This window comes from Nostoc sp. LEGE 12447, assembly GCF_015206985.1.
Lineage (GTDB): Bacteria > Cyanobacteriota > Cyanobacteriia > Cyanobacteriales > Nostocaceae > Nostoc.
Map to the genome: position 1 here is coordinate 1 of NZ_JADEXT010000030.1, position 18180 is coordinate 18180.

11 protein-coding genes are annotated in these 18180 nt (G+C 41.3%); 5 read left to right on the top strand and 6 right to left on the bottom strand.

Translation table 11 applies throughout. The features are described 5' to 3' along the window. The 6 genes from IQ274_RS24895 to IQ274_RS24920 form a co-directional block, all read right to left on the bottom strand. A partial coding sequence (locus tag IQ274_RS24895; protein WP_194143766.1) for a hypothetical protein occupies positions 1 to 586 on the bottom strand: 586 nt, incomplete at its 3' end. Positions 587 to 588: 2 nt separating this feature from the next. Beyond that, positions 589 to 1056: a hypothetical protein gene (locus IQ274_RS24900; protein ID WP_194143767.1), complete on the bottom strand. Its 468-nt coding sequence runs from the start codon at positions 1054 to 1056 to the stop codon at positions 589 to 591. Between the two features lie 68 nt (positions 1057 to 1124). Next, the gene (locus IQ274_RS24905) at positions 1125 to 1340 is read right to left on the bottom strand and encodes a hypothetical protein (RefSeq protein WP_194143768.1); all 216 of its coding nucleotides are present in this window, start codon (positions 1338 to 1340) and stop codon (positions 1125 to 1127) included. Positions 1341 to 1395: 55 nt separating this feature from the next. Next, positions 1396 to 2430: a tyrosine-type recombinase/integrase gene (locus IQ274_RS24910; RefSeq protein WP_194143769.1), complete on the bottom strand. Its 1035-nt coding sequence runs from the start codon at positions 2428 to 2430 to the stop codon at positions 1396 to 1398. A gap of 233 nt (positions 2431 to 2663) precedes the next feature. After that, complete coding sequence (locus IQ274_RS24915) at positions 2664 to 7109, bottom strand: caspase family protein (RefSeq protein ID WP_194143770.1); 4446 nt, start codon at positions 7107 to 7109, stop codon at positions 2664 to 2666. 32 nt (positions 7110 to 7141) lie between these two features. Next, complete coding sequence (locus IQ274_RS24920) at positions 7142 to 10945, bottom strand: caspase family protein (RefSeq protein WP_163937875.1); 3804 nt, start codon at positions 10943 to 10945, stop codon at positions 7142 to 7144. Between the two features lie 1079 nt (positions 10946 to 12024). Here IQ274_RS24920 and IQ274_RS24925 point away from each other — a divergent pair. The 5 genes from IQ274_RS24925 (at position 12025) to IQ274_RS24945 (ending at position 18116) form a co-directional block, all read left to right on the top strand. Next, positions 12025 to 14040, top strand: coding sequence for an AGE family epimerase/isomerase (locus IQ274_RS24925; RefSeq protein ID WP_194143771.1), 2016 nt, complete (start codon positions 12025 to 12027; stop codon positions 14038 to 14040). Positions 14041 to 14050: 10 nt separating this feature from the next. After that, complete coding sequence (locus IQ274_RS24930; protein WP_194143772.1) at positions 14051 to 14713, top strand: DJ-1/PfpI family protein; 663 nt, start codon at positions 14051 to 14053, stop codon at positions 14711 to 14713. A gap of 16 nt (positions 14714 to 14729) precedes the next feature. Beyond that, the gene (locus IQ274_RS24935; protein ID WP_194143773.1) at positions 14730 to 16547 is read left to right on the top strand and encodes an EthD domain-containing protein; all 1818 of its coding nucleotides are present in this window, start codon (positions 14730 to 14732) and stop codon (positions 16545 to 16547) included. Between the two features lie 80 nt (positions 16548 to 16627). Then, positions 16628 to 17554, top strand: coding sequence for a nuclear transport factor 2 family protein (locus tag IQ274_RS24940; RefSeq protein ID WP_194143774.1), 927 nt, complete (start codon positions 16628 to 16630; stop codon positions 17552 to 17554). A gap of 115 nt (positions 17555 to 17669) precedes the next feature. Beyond that, a complete protein-coding gene (locus tag IQ274_RS24945) occupies positions 17670 to 18116 on the top strand; it encodes a nuclear transport factor 2 family protein (protein ID WP_194143775.1) in 447 nt (148 codons plus the stop codon). Positions 18117 to 18180 lie beyond the last annotated feature (64 nt).

Sequence of the window (18180 nt, forward strand, 5' to 3'; positions counted from 1 at the left end):
CCAACCATACTTCTACCATCGGCATTTCCAACGCACATTGCAGTTTAACTAAAGAAATCTCATCTTTGACATTTATCAGGTAGTTAGCGATGGCGCTCTGCCATTTTGGTACATCTTCATCTGATGCTAGGTTGCGAACATCTTCTAAAGTTGTCACCTCATCGAGCATTGCCAAAACATTCGCTTTTTCAACAGGTGCTGCTACAGAATCACCCAACTCAGTAGGAGATGAAAATTGGTGTGGCCCATGTGGTTTAAAGGTTTGTGGTGTTTGCGGTTCAATCAAATCATCTAAATCTAGGTGCATTGTTGTCCGCACTAGACCAGCAAAAAGATCGGTGCTAATAATTGGCCCCAAAAGACTATTGCGATCGCGGGTATCTTGCAACAGCACTTCGGCACGAGACTTGAGAATATCCGCAATTTGACTGAAGGCAATACCTGCGGTTGATAACTGTGCCTCCAAGGGTAATTTTTCTAACTCGGCATCTAAACATTCCCACATCGGTGCTAGTGTTGATGTCGCTGGAGATTCTGACAACTCATCAAGCACATCCCAAATTGTTAATTGACGATATGTGGTCATCTCTAAGATTGTGGATGCAAGGGGCAAGGCCGCACTGGGCAGTAACTTGAGGTAATTTCAAACATATCCTTATATTGATATAGTGAAACACTATATTGTCTGGCAAAAGCCTGCAACACCTGATCTGTATAGGCGCGGATCTTGCCAGCCGTTAACCCAAAGCAGTGAATTGGTTCTAAGCGGCAAACAGGTTTTTGCCCCAACCAGAGTTCTGCGCCCAAGGCGTGCAATGGCTTATCTCCTGGTTCTTTATACAAGTACAGCACTGCAAAATATGTTGCTGGGGGTTCGATTGCGATTGCATCAATTTCTGCTGAATTATTCTGGGAGCGGTGGCGATAGAATGAGCGGCGATTGTGGCAGACTTTGGGATTCCAACACCCATCCCCTGCTGTTCCATGTAAAACTTTAGCTTGGGCAGTTGGTAACTTGGCACATAACTGACACTTGGGATCTAACGGCTTGGGCATCGTTTAGTCTATTGATTCCTCTGTAACATACTTCCACACCTATAGGGCGGCTTGGGTATGCGAGTATGTCACTTTTTGCTGTATCTACTAAAATCTGGTTGCGGATAAAATTGTTCTATACGCTTTTTTACTGTCTTACGTAGTTTTTCTTGACAAATAGGACAGTTCGTAAACATATTGGAAGCATCTGAATAACTAATTGTTTGACCACATAAACTTAATACATGAGCAAGATCATGTCCTAATTCTGGTACAAAGTGAATAATTTTTTCGGAATTGGACATAGTTTGTATTTCCTTAATTCAACGTATCCCTCTCCCTCTAGCCGATGAACATCCTCTACTGTTCTGCCTCCTCACCGATTGCCCGATAATAAGCAGCAATCGCCGCTTCTTGTTCGCTGCGAAGCGTATACCGCCGAAACGCTTTCTCGCTTTGATGCCCTGTTAATTTTCGTGCATGGCTGGGGTCAACTCCCAATAGCAATAAGTCAGTGGCGTAGGTATGACGAAAGGAGTGAGGGTGCAAATCCTCAATGTGAGCTATTTCACCAATTTTTTCTACAGCGAAGTAAATGCCGTGATAACTTAAGCGTTCACCTTTGTACGAAGCATGGTGTGAAATCATTAATGGGCTAAGGCTGTTTAACACTTCTCCTTGCTGTGAGCGCGATCTCAAATACTCTGCTAAAACTTCCCGGCTCTCTTTTTTTAGTGGTACTAGGCGCGGTTCATTGGTTTTGGTGTCTGGTAAAAATAGCAGCTTGCCATCAAATGAGCCAACATTTAGCTGTACAACTTCCCCAGCCCGGAGTCCATGACTGAGAATGTGGACGAGTGCTGTATCTCGTTGCTTTGTTTCTCCCAACAATTCCAACGCTGACCAAACCTGTTCCATTTGTTCTGGGGTTAAACTCTGGGCTGGTGGCAGTGGTACTTTTTCCAGTTTAATCCCCAGTGTAGGATTAGTAGCAATAATTTCAGGATACGTGTAAGACATCCATTTGAAAAAGCTTTTGAGTGCCGCAATTCCCGCATTAATGCTGCTTTTTGAAAGCGGTTTACCAACATCAGTCCGCAGTTCATCCCGCAGATATTCTTTATATAGTGCGAAGTGACGCGGGCGTAGCTCATGATAATGCAGCTCACTCCATACCAAAAACCGCTTTAGTTCTCGTTCGTAAAGCTTGCGGCTGTTGGGTGCGAGATTGTTGCTGCGTAAAAATTCCAGTACTTTTACCCACCGGATATCAGTGGGTGCAGCTATTTTTCCTGCCCTGCTTCTAGATTCTCCCTGTAGGGTTGATGGTGCTTGATCCTGTATGTGGATCAACTTGATTGGTGGTAGGTTGTCAAACTGAGGATTATTTACCATCTTGATCGCGATCGCCTAGAAGCAGTGTGGAACTAACACCCAAAATTGTATGTGACTTTAGGGAAAATCTGGCTAGCGTGTCACTAGAATGCTTCTCAATCTTGGTACTGAGGTGAATTGTTGAAAATGTTTACAAATCTTGGGTAAGTGAACTAACTGTCCTTTTATAGCCGCCATAATCGGACAGTCGCTTTCTGGGTTTTTCTTAGCAACTTAATGTCTGTAGTGATTTTTTACGGTACACTATGCGATCGCTGTATATTGTTTTGATAATCCTGCACTTCCTGGCGCGCCTGCTGCATCAAATTATCGAAAGATTGAATCCACCACAACTTAGCCGTACTGTCATCTCCAGCACTAGCCAGCATTTTACCATTTTGGCTAAAACTGACGTTCCTGACTTCGCCTTGATGTGCTTTCCAAGCGGCGAACTGTTCCTTATTTTGCCAGTTCCACAATTGCACGTTACCTTTTTGATCACCAGTGATAATCATCTTGCCATCGGGGCTGAATACTACTGAGTTCACTGCTGCACCAAAGTTCACAGCCACCACAAATTCCTGAAATGGTTGTGGTTTGCCCTGCAAATTCCATAACCTCATAGTACCGTCATCTCCAGCACTAACTAGTCGTTTGCTATCTGGACTGAATGCCACACTATAGACAGGGCCTAGATGACCTGGAATTTCTGCGAACAATTGCTGCTTTTGCCAGTTCCACACACGAATAATCCCGTCATTTCCGGCACTAGCCAATAGCTGATTATCTGGGCTGAAAGTGACTTTGCAAAAATGTTTTTTTCTGGGGAATTTATCCATACGGAATTTTGCCAGTTGCCGGTGCTTGCGCCAATCCCACACCATAACAACACCGTTTTCGCCCACACTAGCCACTAATGTGCTGTCTGGACTAAAACTAGCGTCGCATATATGCTCTGGATAACCAGGAGATTCTGCCATTGATAATGCTGTCAAATGCTGACCATGCAAGTTCCACAGATGGACATTGCTATCATCTCCAGCACTAGCCATAAACTGACCATTGGGACTAAAAGTAATGCTGTGGACTCGTTTACCATTATGTGCAATCCAGTTTCGCAACTTTTGACCCTTTAAGTTCCAAATACGGATGATGCCGTCATCTCCTCCTGTGGCGACCTGTTGACCATCCGGGCTGAAATTAATGCTGAGAACTCGCTTTTGAGATCCTTGTAATTCTTTCACCTGCTGATGATGCAAGTTCCACACACGGACGGTTTTATCATCTCCGCCGCTAGTTAGTAGTTGACCATCTGGGCTAAACCTGACACTTCTAACTGGGCCTTGATGCCCAGAAAATTGCTTCAACGCCTTACCCTGCAAGTTCCATAAACGGACAGTACCATCTCCGGCTGCACTAGCTACTTGTTTACTATCTGAACTCCACATTGCACACCAGATTCGGCCTTGATGCCCTGTAAAAGGTTTTCCCAACGCCTTACCCTGCAAGTTCCACAGGCGAACAGTTCTGTCTTGCCCACCACTAACTATTAACTGACCATTTGGGCTAAAACTGACACTGCTGACAGGCTGTTGATGTCCTGTAAAAGGTTTTTTCAACAGCTTACCCTGCAAGTTCCATAGGCTGATAGTACTATTTTTTCCGCCTGTCGCTAGCATCTGCTGATTGGGGCTAAAACTGACGCTATTGACCGAGTTTTGATTTGCTTTCCATCCTCGCAACTGCTGACCTTGTAAGTTCCAAATGCGGATTGTATCGTCATCGCCACCGCTAGCGATGAGCTGGCCATCTGGGCTAAAACGGATACTCCTAACTCGACTTTGATGCCCTTTCAATTCTGCTAACAGTTGACCCCGTAAGTTCCATAAGCGACCAATGCCGTCCTCTCCTGCTGTGACCAGTAGCTGCCCATCTGGGCTAAAATCGACGTATCTGACTGGATTTGTCTTCCATACAGCTTGCTCCTGACCTTGTAAGTTCCACAAGCGAACAATACCGTCCTCTCCGGCGCTTGCCAGTAACTGTCCATCTGGGCTAAAAGTGCTTCTGACAGTGCCTTGATGCCCTGCGATACGGTTGCGCTCTTTGACTGTATAGACTGCCTTTTGTAATGTTCCTTGCACCTGAGTTTTTAGCTGTTCTGGCTGGAATAACTGTACCAAGGGTTGATTGAGAAGTGTTCCTGCTCGTAAGCTGGCAATCATCCCATCTAATTGTGGAGTTCGCAAATCTAATTCTGCGTTTTCTCTAAACGTCCTGATTTGGGCAATTTGGGCATCTCTTAAATTTAACAGAGCGTAAAAAGTCAATCCACTTAACCCCAGCATAACTGCGATCGCAATGCGCCATCGCCAAGCCATATTCTTGCGTTTCTGCACAACGCTACGCTGTACAAACTCGGCTTCTAACTGGTTGAACCAATTTTCATTGGATTTAAGTTGTTCATTCAAGACATCGAGATAGGGATTAGCATTCCAAAGAAACTGTACCTGTTTTTCTTGACGTTGCTGTTGCTCATGATTTTGTGTCCGTCGCCATAACCTTGCTAGACCTGCATTGATTTTGTCAAACGAGTTTTCTACAACGTAGCAACTACTATCCAACCAATTCAAAACAGGTTCTAGCTGGTGTTGCCAACCTGATAAACGTTCCTTACTTTGAACCCTTTTCCACTCAGCAGCAGCAGGTGTAAGTTGTCGTTGTAGCATTAAATTTTCTGCTTCATCTTGTTTCCAAGCCAGTAGCTTTTGCCATCCCCGCACCAAGGCATCATGGGCAGGCTCTACATAGGGTTGACCCCCAGTATCTTGTCCTTGAACTAGCAGACGTGCTGCCGAAAAGCCTCGAATTACCTCTTGTACCCGTCCGTTTTCTGGTTCTGAGTACACCATCTCTGATAAAGGTACTCGTCTGCGTGCCAACTCACCTGCACCAACTGCTACCATACGCAGCATCACATGACTAATTGTTGGCGCGTAGGCTGGATCTTTTTTGACGAACTGATCATATTCATAGTCTGCTCTTTGGGTGAGACTTTGAATTACTCCTCCCAATTCTTCATAATCTACTTGTGTAATCGCTCGGTTATGTCGTTTACTTTCACGAATAGCTTTTAAATACTTGAGGTAGAGTTCACTTAAGGTAAAGGAAAGTAGCGGTAATGCACCTGGCATTTGTGCTACTTCATCTATTAACTCATCTACCAGACTGTGCGGCTCAAAATACATCACTCTCTTTGATGCTGGTTCTTCAATGCAAGAGCGTAATTCCTCCCGCGTCATTGCTGACACTATAAATCGGCTAGTTTGCCAATACGGTTCTAAGGCAAAATTTCGCAACTGAGGTTCAAAATCTGAACGCAACGTGACTACTAGACGAAAATTATCTGCGTATTGGTCTACAGCTTGGGCTAATACATCCAAAAATATTTGCCGTTCTTGCTCGTTCCGGCAAAGGGTGATCACTTCTTCTATCTGGTCAATTACTAGCAAAAATTTTAACTGAGGATAAAGCTGACTTTTATCTGCTAAACAGCCGAGCAGGCTTTCCCGTGATAGTGTGTTCTCTAAAGCGTTTAAGGGAAACTCCCCAGGACGCATGATTCCGAGAATTTGCCAATGCTGCTGACTTCGCAAGTATGGTATTAATCCCGCTTTTACCAAACTTGATTTACCTGTGCCAGAAGCCCCTAACACCACAGTTAGCGGCTGATTACTGACAAATTCGCCTAATTTTTCACTCAAGGCTTGTCTACCAAAAAACAGTTCGCTGTCTTCCTCCTCAAAGGATTCCAAACCGCGATAGGGGTTGAGTGATTCGTCTAGGGGTGGTGCTGGCGGTAAATTTAAGATATGCCCAGGAGTGAGAAAGATATACTCTCCTTTATCGTGTTTCTTTAGGGGCCAAATACCAGGGGTTTGTCGGAAACGATCTTTGATAGTAGTCGGCTCAATGCGATCGCGCAGATAAAGGTATAGTTTGGTAGCGGTAATTACCCCGTCTCCTGAAGGTTGACCATGAGTAGCAGGATATAAGTCAACTCCTTTTGTGAGAGCTTCTAACAAAGCGGCAGCAAAGGGTGAATGCTCCCCAACTTGACCACGGCAATCTGCATTGAGTGTATAAGCATCTAAAGCTTTTTGGTCGTAGGCAGCAGAAGTAATCACTTGCCATGCTGGGTCACAGATAAAGCGATCGTAGCGTTCTTGATGAATCACCTCTGGCACAGTTAACAAATCTCTGGTACTAGACCAGCGAAAAGTCCCAGCAAAACAGCAATCAAGGAATCCCAAAAAATGGCGACAAGGCAATTTTTCCAAAGCTTTTTGCAACTGGGTCATCGGTAAGTAAGTTTGAGTTTCTCCCAGGATGGCATCTTGGGGAATTAAATAACCCTTTGGCCCATCATCAGCATTCAGGGCAATTCCATGACCAGCAAAGTAAAACAATAAACGGTCATCTGATTGTACTTGTTCTGGCAGTGTTTTCCACAATAGTTCATTCAGGTTAGAGAGGGTTGCTACCTCATCCAAGCATACCCACACCTGATACCCATGCTGTTCGCGCAGAACCTGTACCAATTTTTTGGCATCATGAATAGCATTTTGAAGTGGAGAAATCCCGTTTCTGTAATTGTTAATTCCAATTACAATTGCCAAATTATGCAAAAACTCAGACATGATATCAGCCCCTTTTGATGTGGACTACTCAATCAATCTTTTAGGGACTTATTGAGTTGATTTTGATTTTGGGGTTCTGTGTAATTAGATTGTTGATATTGCCACAATCCGATCATTGCTATTGCTGCTAATACACCCAGCAACGCAGCAATTAACCATTGAGGTCTTCCTTTTCGCATTGATGAATTACCGATAGCGGTATTCAGAGTGCTAATCATTAAGGGACTATAGGCTTCAGCTGGAAGTGAATTTATGCTATTAAAGGACGACACAGGCGTGCTAAGTCTGTTTCTAGGAGATTCTCCTCCATCCTGTTGAATAGTGAAATAATCTCCTGACTTGACAGGACTAACCATAGCCATCTCTAAATGATCAACCTGAATGCAGGACTTACAAGTATTCGCCAATGCGGCTAATCCTTCGGAACAATTGAAATATGTAAAATGATCACAACTAACTTCTGAAACTTGGGGTGGAGGCTGACGTTCTTGACTCACACTTTTGATACTGTATACAGTTGCAGCTAGGTCGTTTGGTTGACCAAAGAAAGGTAAGCTCACTGTCTGATAAAACAACTTTTGCATTAGGCGCTCTAAAGGACTAGAATGCTGATGAGCTTCTGGTTTGATAGCGGTGGGAACAATTGATGTATTACCTGCAATAATCGTGTAAGGAACACCAGGGTCAGGGCTAGCTGCCAAGCTTTGCAAGAATTGAGAACCCGGACGCATTTCATCTAAAGCAACATTAATAGTTTTAATTGTCTCAACAGATTTAGTAATAGCCTTAAGCAACATTCCCAGAACTGGTACAGGCCAAGTAATGCTTGACAGACCATTTAACCCAATACTTAAACTAGCCAATGCCCAATCTTTGATAGTAGCCCAAGGAAAGCCAGCATTTGGTGTACCCAGCATAATTAAGTTTTGCACGATGCCAGCACCTGCTTCTTTTTCAATCAACCAACGAGAAACCAAGCCTCCCATTGCATGGGCGACAATGTGTAAGATTTTTCCGTGATTTTCTCCTAAACCAACTGCGGCAAGTTTTTGCTTCAGTAATTTGGCATTTTCTTCAATGGAGGTGTTGAGGCTTTCATAGTCAAAGGTGAGAACTAAATCATATAAGTCAGTAAGTTCTGCTCGTTGTATACTCCCCACCATGCTTTGAGTATCGCCGATGATGCCGTGGATGTAGAGAATAATTCGCTTTGCTTGGGCTACCCGTTGCTTAACTGGCTCGATTTCATTTGTGTAATTAACTATACCGTCTGGGTTAACATCTGCAACCGCTAAAATGGGGTAATCAAACTGTAATCCCAGGTTTTGAGACAATATTTTGTGAAAGAAAATGCGGATGGAACCGCCAAGACTACGCTTTCCTTCACTCACAGGTTCCGTTAACCTTTCCAAGACTATTTCTGTTGTGCCATCAGCAAGACTGTAAGCTTGTCCCAAAGGGAGAAAAAACTCTCCATCATAGCTGATTGGTAAGAGATATTCGTCTGATTCTAAGGGTGAATCAACAACTAGTTTTAAAGGATGATCCGGTGTGACAACAGATGGGTCTTTTACCTGATTCAACTCCAACACAGTTAAACCTGGATCAAAACCCCGACTAGCAGTAAATTGGAAGGGTTTGATTCCTGAATTATCAGCCATCAGCAGAGGTGGCAACAGATGATTACCTAGATCCCTGGTAGATTGGGTGACAGTTGTCAGCCTAACATTAGCATTTAAACTGGGATGCGATCGCAACCTGACACCAGACCCCAGAGATACACTGTCTTGTCCCCTGGGAATTGGTGTGCTGTTTTGTGGGTGGACAGTTGTGATCATGATTTGGCTTGTTACCCAGTCGTCGCAAATTTCCGCTTCGGGTTTAGCTTTGAGGTCGCGGGATGGAATCCTATTCATTAAACGGTTCAATGTGCCTTGGCCTCGTTGGGGTGTTGGTGTAGAACGAGAAGGTAAATCAAGCTCATCTTGTGTCAGCAAGGTTGCATCAAATTCGGCAGTGCTGACAATTAATTTGAGCGTATCTTTAACTTCAGTAATTCCTTGTTCCCGCCATAATTTTTCCGGCACTTCGGCATAAATTGAACTACCACCCAAAGCCCAAACTTCATCTCCTATCTTTCCACTTGGCTGTAACCAAATTCCTCCTGTTTCATACAAATCAGCACTGACTGCAAAACGATCTGTTAAATTCAAGAGGGTGCAATACACTGGTTCATTACCAGTATTTTTTAACTTAATTTGGAAATGAGGTTGCTGCCATTTGCCATTTTCTTGTTGATACTCTAGACGTATCTCGGCTTCTTGTCGCTCTTGCCCATCTTGATAAATCAGTATTTGCACTGCGTCGGGTGAAATTCTACTGGTAGCTGGACTAGAAAGTTCGTAAATATTAGTCCAACGGGCAATATGTTCTAATCTTTGTATTGCCTGCCCAGCAGTTGCCTTTGTATAACCTGAAATTGAGGCAACTAAAGGACGGTCATCGGCTGGTCTTGTAATCAGATATTGATTATTTTGAGCCAGCAATTTAAACTCGGCAGTTTCCGGTGTTATCTCTTCCCGCAGGTATAGAGATTGTTGATTGTGCGGCCCAGCCGTCAGCAGCGCGGTGCGTGCTAATTCTACTCCTACATCTTCACCAGTAATTAAAATTTTTTTAGGTGGTAAAGGTAGGCTAGTAACAACAGCCTTGAAAGTCATTTCTGTATTTAAGTCTGTAACACCGCTAATTTGAACTTTACTCAATTGCGGCATGACTTCAATGACTTGAGCTTCACCTATTGCCATTGATAATTGATGTAACTGTGCGGAGGGGAGATTAAAGGGAAACAATGCAAGTATTGTTGTTTCTTCTCCAGATGGTTGCCCAATTCCATGAATATATCCACCATCAATTACCCATGTATGGTTTTTGTGATAACTAACTGTAAAGTAGGGAGTATGTGCTGCGATCGCTCCTCCTAGAAATGGTTGGTTTAAATCACCCTCAACTGTTGCTTCGATTTGGGGAGACTGAGCCGCAATTTTGCTACGAACTAAGGCATTAGTGCGTTTAAACAAATCTCTATAACTGAGACTACCATTGGTTTTTCTTAAGGTATCTAGTAAAAAGTAAGAAAATGCCCCCCGATGTTGCCCATCTACAATGTACTCTTTAGCTTCCTCGTAATCTTGGCAAGCTGCAAAAAAGATATGTTTTCCTGGAGGTAAAATCCAACCAGCAGAATTTTTTACCAAACTGCGGGAATTAAATAGTTGATTAACTTCTGTCGCAGAACAAATAAAGCTTTCTAAAGGTCGCTGGCGGTCATCAATGGGTGCTTTACGAACAGATGTTTCTACTTCTAAATCGCCCCGAATACCAGAACCTGAATGGCAGCAGTCCATGATAATCACGATATGAGGGTTTTTATTTGCTACCTCACCAACTAGCTTCCCTAATTCTTTATCTGCTAAATCCCAACCTCCAGGTTCACGGCTGTCATAACACACTAGAGTTTCATCTAGCCGATCTGGTTCTAAAGTCCAAAATTCTTCAGGTGTTGCTTGTTGACTACCATGTCCTGAATAGTAAAAAAAGACAATATCTCCACTACGAGCTTGACACAAATGTTGACGGAAACCGTCCATAATTGCCTGACGGGTGGCATCTTGGTTTAAAAGTATGCGTAAATTTAGTGAGTAACCTTTGGGAGTTATTCGCCCTAAGAAATACTCTTTCAAATTTAAAATATCGTTGATACAGCCCTTTAAAGGAGGAATAGGATTGAGGTACTCATCAATACCAACCAGTAAAGCATAGATATTACGAGTCATGCTGAACTCACTTGTTAAACTTGAGAAGATGTAGTGTTTTTTTCCAAGCTAATTAGAAATCTTAAATTGAGTAGATTAAAAAATTTACAACCTTGGGAAAAATATTAGCAATATATCCTTGTTTTCCAACCCGATGATATGGCTTGATTGACTTATCACTTCATTAAGCAACAAACCCCATAACTTAAACCTACTCCTAAAGTAAGATTGTTATTATTTATTTTGGTAGATAATACAAACAAACTATTGAGCGACTTTAGTTAGATTAGATAACTAAGTAAAGATACAATAATAGGTCGCAAAAATATAGAATAAATTTAAAATCTTTGCTCATTTTGGTTACTTTAAGGAATAAGAAAAAATTTAACTATATTTGGTTACTTATTTCTATCTCAAGCTACATGAAAACATGAATCCGTATCTAAATACACTAAATATTATCTAACTTAAGATAGACGATTGTTACTTTCGTCTAAACTAAATTCATAACTAATAGCAGTAAATGCTTGAGATGAATTTAGAACAACTGAATAATCAATAAAAGTTGCAGTTCTATTAATATCTGTTTGCTAGAGTATTTTGTTAGTAAATCTTAATTTACACCTGAGAATAAATTTGAGGAGGTAAATCAAGGGTGTAAAATTAACGAAGGTTTTGCATTTACTTAGCAATGTTTAAATACGAAGCAAACCTGAAAATTTATTTTTTGGCAACTGTACTTCATTGCAATGTTGTATTAAAGAAATCACGTATTTATTTAGTTTTTTGGCATTTAAAAAATATTTAATTCTCACAAACTGAGAAACAAATAAAATCTAAAAAAATGGTCGTTAGGAGTTAACTTATCCAGTAATTAACATTACTGAAGATTCAATTCGACTAATTCATACCATTTCACCAAAAAAATGATACAGATGCAAACGCCCAAACCTATGCCACTTCTCACTTTCTTAATTTTGAATTTTGCGGAAAGTTCTGTAGGCGGGTTTTCCGCCGTAGAAAACTTTCCAAGACGAATGGGCGAATTTTGAATTGGTATCAAACCTAGATTGTGAATGCAAAGTAACAACAAGGAAGTTATGAAACAATTTACTGTTAACACAACCCTAATGGGCAAAGTTACTGATGTTGCACAAGAACAAGGCAGATTTAATATCAAATGCCGTAGTGGAGATGAATTCTTGGTTGCAGTTAGTACAGAAACACGATTTCAATTTCTACAAAATTTGGATGGTATAAACCGCGATCGCGTCCCAACTCCTGAAGATTTTCATCAGTCCTCACCATCTGATTTAGTGAGAAAATACATCCAGTCGGATAGCTTAGTAGTTTTGCAAGGGGTGTATCTAGAAAATAATGGTAGCCGCCAATATGATGCCCGCATTGTTAACTTACTAAATTCATATAGAGGTCAAGATGAATTAGTTTTTGAGCAAACTCACTGGTGGCTGACCCAAATTGCCCGTCTAGCAGATAGTTGGTTAGGCTTTTTATTTCCAAATAAACAAACCTATGAAATAGATGATTTTGCTCTTTACCGAACTAACCTAAATATCATCGGTTTACCAACAGATGATGAGATTCAAGAATGTGCTACTCTTTCCAGACTGATCTATGGTCTTTCCTCTGCTTACTTGCTAACTGGAGGTGAACGCTATCTTTCAGCGGCTCGTGCTGGAGTTCAATACCAACGTGAAACTTTTCGCAGTTTGACATCTGATGGCAAACATTGTTTTTGGGCATTTGGCAAGCGCAAGACAAAGTACAGTTATCAGTTGTATATACGTTCTCTCAATGAGGATGATAGAGATACAATCCCAGTTTACGAACAAATTTACGCTTTAGCTGGATTAGCTCAGTACTATCGAATCACTTTAGATTGGGAAGTACTTGATGATATCAAGCGGACTGTTCGTGTCTTTAATGATTTCTTCACTGATCCAGAATCAGAGTACGGTAAACATGCTTACGGTGATTATTTTTCACACCTTGATTATGTGACGTTAAATTGGGATAGTCCTGCTCTTGGTGATAACCAAGCCAGAAAAAATTGGAACTCGATTGGGGATCATATACCGGCTTATTTAATTAACGTGATTTTGGCATTAGAACCTTTGCCATTAACTGATCATGGTCATGAAGAAATCGGGAAATTTTTAGAAACCTGCAAAAAGATTCTCAAAACAGCCTCCACAATCATTGCCGATAGATTTACCGATCCAGATCCTAACGTTCCGTTTGTGAATGAGCGATTTTTGCGAGATTGGAAACCAGACCATAATTGGCGATGGCAACAAAATCGTGCAGTTGTTGGACATAATTTGAAGATAGCCTGGAACCTGACTCGTGTTGCTAACTATTATTACTCCTTAGCCGTCCAATCTGCTGCTGATAACGCGCAAGAAGCCGAAGAATCACTACGTTTAGCTGATAAGTTGATGAAGCTAACAGACAATTTAGGCATGAAGATGGCAGAGATTGGCGTAGATTTATTTAGGGGTGGAATCTTTGATACTTTAGAACGTAATCCTCAAAATGGAACGCCACTAGAATTTCCTTGGTTCAACACTAAAGACTTCTGGCAACAAGAACAAGCCCTATTAGCCTACTTAATTCTTCATGGTTGCAGTAATGAAAATCATGACCAAAAACAAGAGTATTTGCGGTTAGCACGAGAAACTGCCGCATTTTGGAATCTATTCTTTCTTGACCAAGATAATAAAGGTATTTTCTTCCGAGTCAGTGAGAGTGGAGATGCAATTACTTCAGGACAGTATGCACAAAAAGGCGGACATGCAATTTCTGGATACCATGCCTTTGAGCTAAATTATTTGGCTCATATCTATATCAGTAGCTATGTGACAAAAGAACCCTTCTGTTTGTATTTCAAACCTGACAAACATTGTCGCCAGCGCTCTCTCAATGTTTTACCAGATTTTTTTAGACCCAATACTTTGGAAGTTAGCAGAGTCAGCATTAATGGTAGCGATCGTACCACAATCGATCCTGATAATTTTCAAATTGAACTGGGAGAGAAAGAATTTGAACTTGGTTCAGAAGCAGAAATCATTGTGGAATTTACACCCAAGAGTTAGGGGATAAATTATGGTAAACGGGCTGCTAGAAGGAAAAAAAATCGCCATTCTTGTAGAAACTGAGTTCATTCCGGAGGAAATTACCGCCTATCAACAACGTTTTGGGGAACTTGGGGCGACTGTGCATTTAATGTCTCGGTTGTGGGGTCACGAAAGTTTGTGTTTTGTTAGTGATGTTGATATGGTGAGCAAGCCCTTAGAATACCTGAACGTAAACATTGATTTTCAAGCTGTAGATATTAATGAGTATGCGGCGGTGATTATCTCTGCTGGTTACACCAGTGTGCGTCTGCGTTATTTCCAGCCTCCAGAAGGTTGCCCCATCAGTCCAGAACTAGCGCGTACTGCACCGGCAGTCCAATTTTTTGCTCAGGCGATAGCAAATCCCAAGATTGTAAAGGGGGCTATTTGTCATGGATTGTGGCTGTTGACACCGATGCCAGAACTACTGCAAGGACGAAAAGTTATCTGTCACGAAGTTACCATCGCAGATATTGCTAATGCTGGCGCTGTTTATGTTCCGTCTGCTTCAGGAATTGTTGTTGATGGTGACTTAGTTACGGGGCGATCAGCTCATGATGTGAGTGCATTTATCGATGCGATCGCCAAACTGATTATCCAACACAATACAAAACCAGGGCAAAAACAGGAATTTATAGGAGCTACATCGTGACTTTAGGAGAAAAGCAATGAGAACAGCTAATTATGCACAGCAAGATCAAGCAGCACAAGTAGTTTTTTACGTCGCACTGTGGAAGAGAAAGGGAATTTCTTTAGAGTTGTTTGATGATTACTGGCGAAATGTTCACGGCCCAGTCTGCGCCCGTTTACCTGGTCAGTACGAATATTGGCAGTTTCATGTGGCTCACAATGAAGGAGGTATCTGGCCTAGCATTAAGGGTATAAATTATAATACACCCGAAGAAGATCAGTTTGATGGAATTGCTGAATTAACCTTTAAAACTGTTGCAGACCGTCAGACATGGTTTCAGGCTTCTACCATTCTTATGGATGATGAGCATAACTTATTTCGTAAGGCGATCGGTTATAATACTAACCCCGGTAACTCCATAACCTATGTTGACGGGATTGAAAACGCCACTCCTAACGGTTTAGTTGGTGTTGAGAAGTTTCATGTCATGCTCAAGAAAGCAGATGAAGTAAGCGTGAAAGATTTCCGTCAATATTTTAAAGAAAGCTTTGCTTCAGAGATGATCAAGAGTGACTTAGTGCTGAAGTTACGAATACATTTGTTTGAAGAAGTAGATAATTCCCGCCCAGACGCAGCCGGAGTATCTCATTTTGAACCACCTCAACAGCAGTATAATGCAGCATTTGAAATCGCCTTCTCAAACCGCCTAGAAATGGAACAATTCTTTGCATCAGAAACATATGCCGTAGCTATAAAAGACCAAGCAAAGTATATCAAACAAATTAGCCCCTTCCCAGAACGAACTGCTTACACCTTTGTGTATGGCGGTCAGATAACTCTTTCTGGTCAGCGGAGTTCTACAGTTGCCGATCTAATTACCAAAATAGGAGCTGCTAATCAAATCAAAGAAGACATCATTTCTCTGATGAATGGTTCTGAGAAACCTACCCAAAAATGCAAAATCTCTACTCCTAAAGAAAAAACTGATATCCAAAACAATACTCACTCTACTAAGTCTAGTTTGGGCTATTTACTCCAAGGTGTGCAACATGTCGGTGTAACCGTTGAGGATATGGAAAAGTCCCTGGAATTTTACACAGAGGTGTTAGGGGGAAAGCTTGCTGTGGGCGAAAGTGAGCTAATAGGTGATCTCATCCAAAACACTCTTTTCCAAAAAGAAGAACTGGATGCAATCACTGAGGGAATCGACCTTGAAATACTTGATATTCCCAACCTCAGAACTGGCAATAAAGATGCATTAGACGTAAAATTTGTTTCTTTTGGAAACATCGTTATTGAATTAATATATTTCAGAGAAGTAGGGAATCCTAACGCACCTCATAGTTCAGCTAAAAGCCTTTCTTCCCATATTGGTCATGTCAATGCTATGCATATTTCTTTTAATGTCAAAGAGGGAATTGATCTAAATGTATTTGCTAATGTTTTTGAAGAAGAATGTCACAAACGAGGGATGAATAATGTAGTTTGTAACCGCATTATTCACGTTAATTCTGAAAATGAGAGGCAAGCTGTTGCCCACTATTACAATTCTTTCAAATTTTGGAATGAGCCAGAGTTATTAGTAGCAGATAAACCACCTATAGACTGGAATAAAGATCCAATGGAAGGCTGGTCATTATTCTACTGCAAAGGGCCAAATGGGGAACAACTGGAATTTAACCAAGTCACCCGTAAGGTCAAAACTCGCTTCCAAGAAGCATTGCAGGAATATAACCAGGCCAATAACACCTCTTTCACCTTCCCAGATACCAAAGTTTCTCAGAATATTCTAGGTACCGGACAAAGTTTTAAAATTTCTGATATCCTTTATAGCCAAACCCAATACTCTACTTAACAGCAAATAAGGTATTAAATAGCAATGAACTTAAAATAAATCACCAACCTAAAAAAACGGTAAAAAATTGGAGAATCCACATGGATAACAAACTTCCAGGAACTAATACCGAGTTAGTCCAACGTGTCTTTGCCAGAGGTGAAGCTTTTGATTCGCAAGGATTTATTACCTTTTTTACTGACACACCTCTATATCAATTTGCTAACTTCGATGTGTCTTTGGATAAAGCATCAATCAAGAAATCGGCGGACGAATTATTCAGTAAAATATCGGCGGTTTACCACGAAATCAAGATGATTTGGGAAGTAAGCAATTTTGTCTTCGTCGAAATGGATGTCCTCTACTGGCGCAAAGATAATTCAATGGTTACACTTCCTTGCACCGACATTTTTCGGATCGAGGGAGAAAAAATCAGCGAACTGCGGATATTTATGGATGTGAATCCCGTATTTGATCCATCAATTCCCGTGACTGAAACAACTTCAGTATTTACTGAAAATGAAGGAAAGAAGTTTATACCTCCCGGTACAATGAAGAGGTTTTACACTGAATATCTAGATGGAAGAGAAAGAGTCTCCACGGGATTCGCCCCTAAGTGGTCAATAAATGGGCCAAAATGGCCAATAAGTGCAACATCTTCTGGCAACTTGCTCTCGAAGGCAGAAAACATGGTAGAGGTACTGACGGCAGAAGATTGGGAAGCGTTCTATCTCTATTTTACTGAAGATTTATTTTACAAGGTGGGTGCAAATAACCCCTTACATGGACCTAAAGCGGCAGCGGGATTTTTATCTGACTTTTATAAAATAATCAAACCGACAAAGCACGACATCAGAGGTACTTGGCAAATAGGAAACACGGTAATCATAGAGATGGATGCCAATTACAAGCGTGTGAGTGACGGCAAGAAAATAACAGTTCCCTGTACCGATATTTACAGATTCCAGGAATATTTGATCCAAGAATGGAGGGTTTACCCAGATATGTCCACCGTCGGATCTGCCTAATCTTCAGGTAACTTAATCCCGATTTAGATTATCGGTCTATCTAGATATTTCTCCAGTGAGTAGATATATAGACAAAATTAAAAAAGATCTCATGGGTATGAAGGAGAAAAACTAAATGTCAGCGCAAGGGATAATCACTGATCAAATGAAAGTAGTTCGCAGCCAGCTAAAATCAGCCGAAGGTGAGCAGGCCAATTATGATATCTTCGTTTCTTATTTTACAGAGGATGCAACATACCAGTTTAGTAACTTTGATGTCCGCTGTGGACGAAAGGCTATTAGGCAAATTTTTAATGACTTACATCCACTAGTCAAAGGTTTCTCCCAAGTAACTATTGGTCACGATATTAAGAGATTGGATGAACTAGGTAATAAAGTTTTTTGCGAAATGTACACTCTCTATTTCATTGATGGAGAAGAAAAACTTAGAATTCCTTGCTTCGGCGTGTACACATTTGAAGGCGATCTCATCAAGAGCTTTAAGTTGTTTATGGATACTTCTCCCTTATTGTTTGATACTTCTAAGTTAATTCCTTTTGGTAAGCCTTACAAGGGACTGTAAATCTAAATTACCAATAAGCTTGATATTAATAAAGCTAATGAAAAGGATAAACTATCTCTGTAAC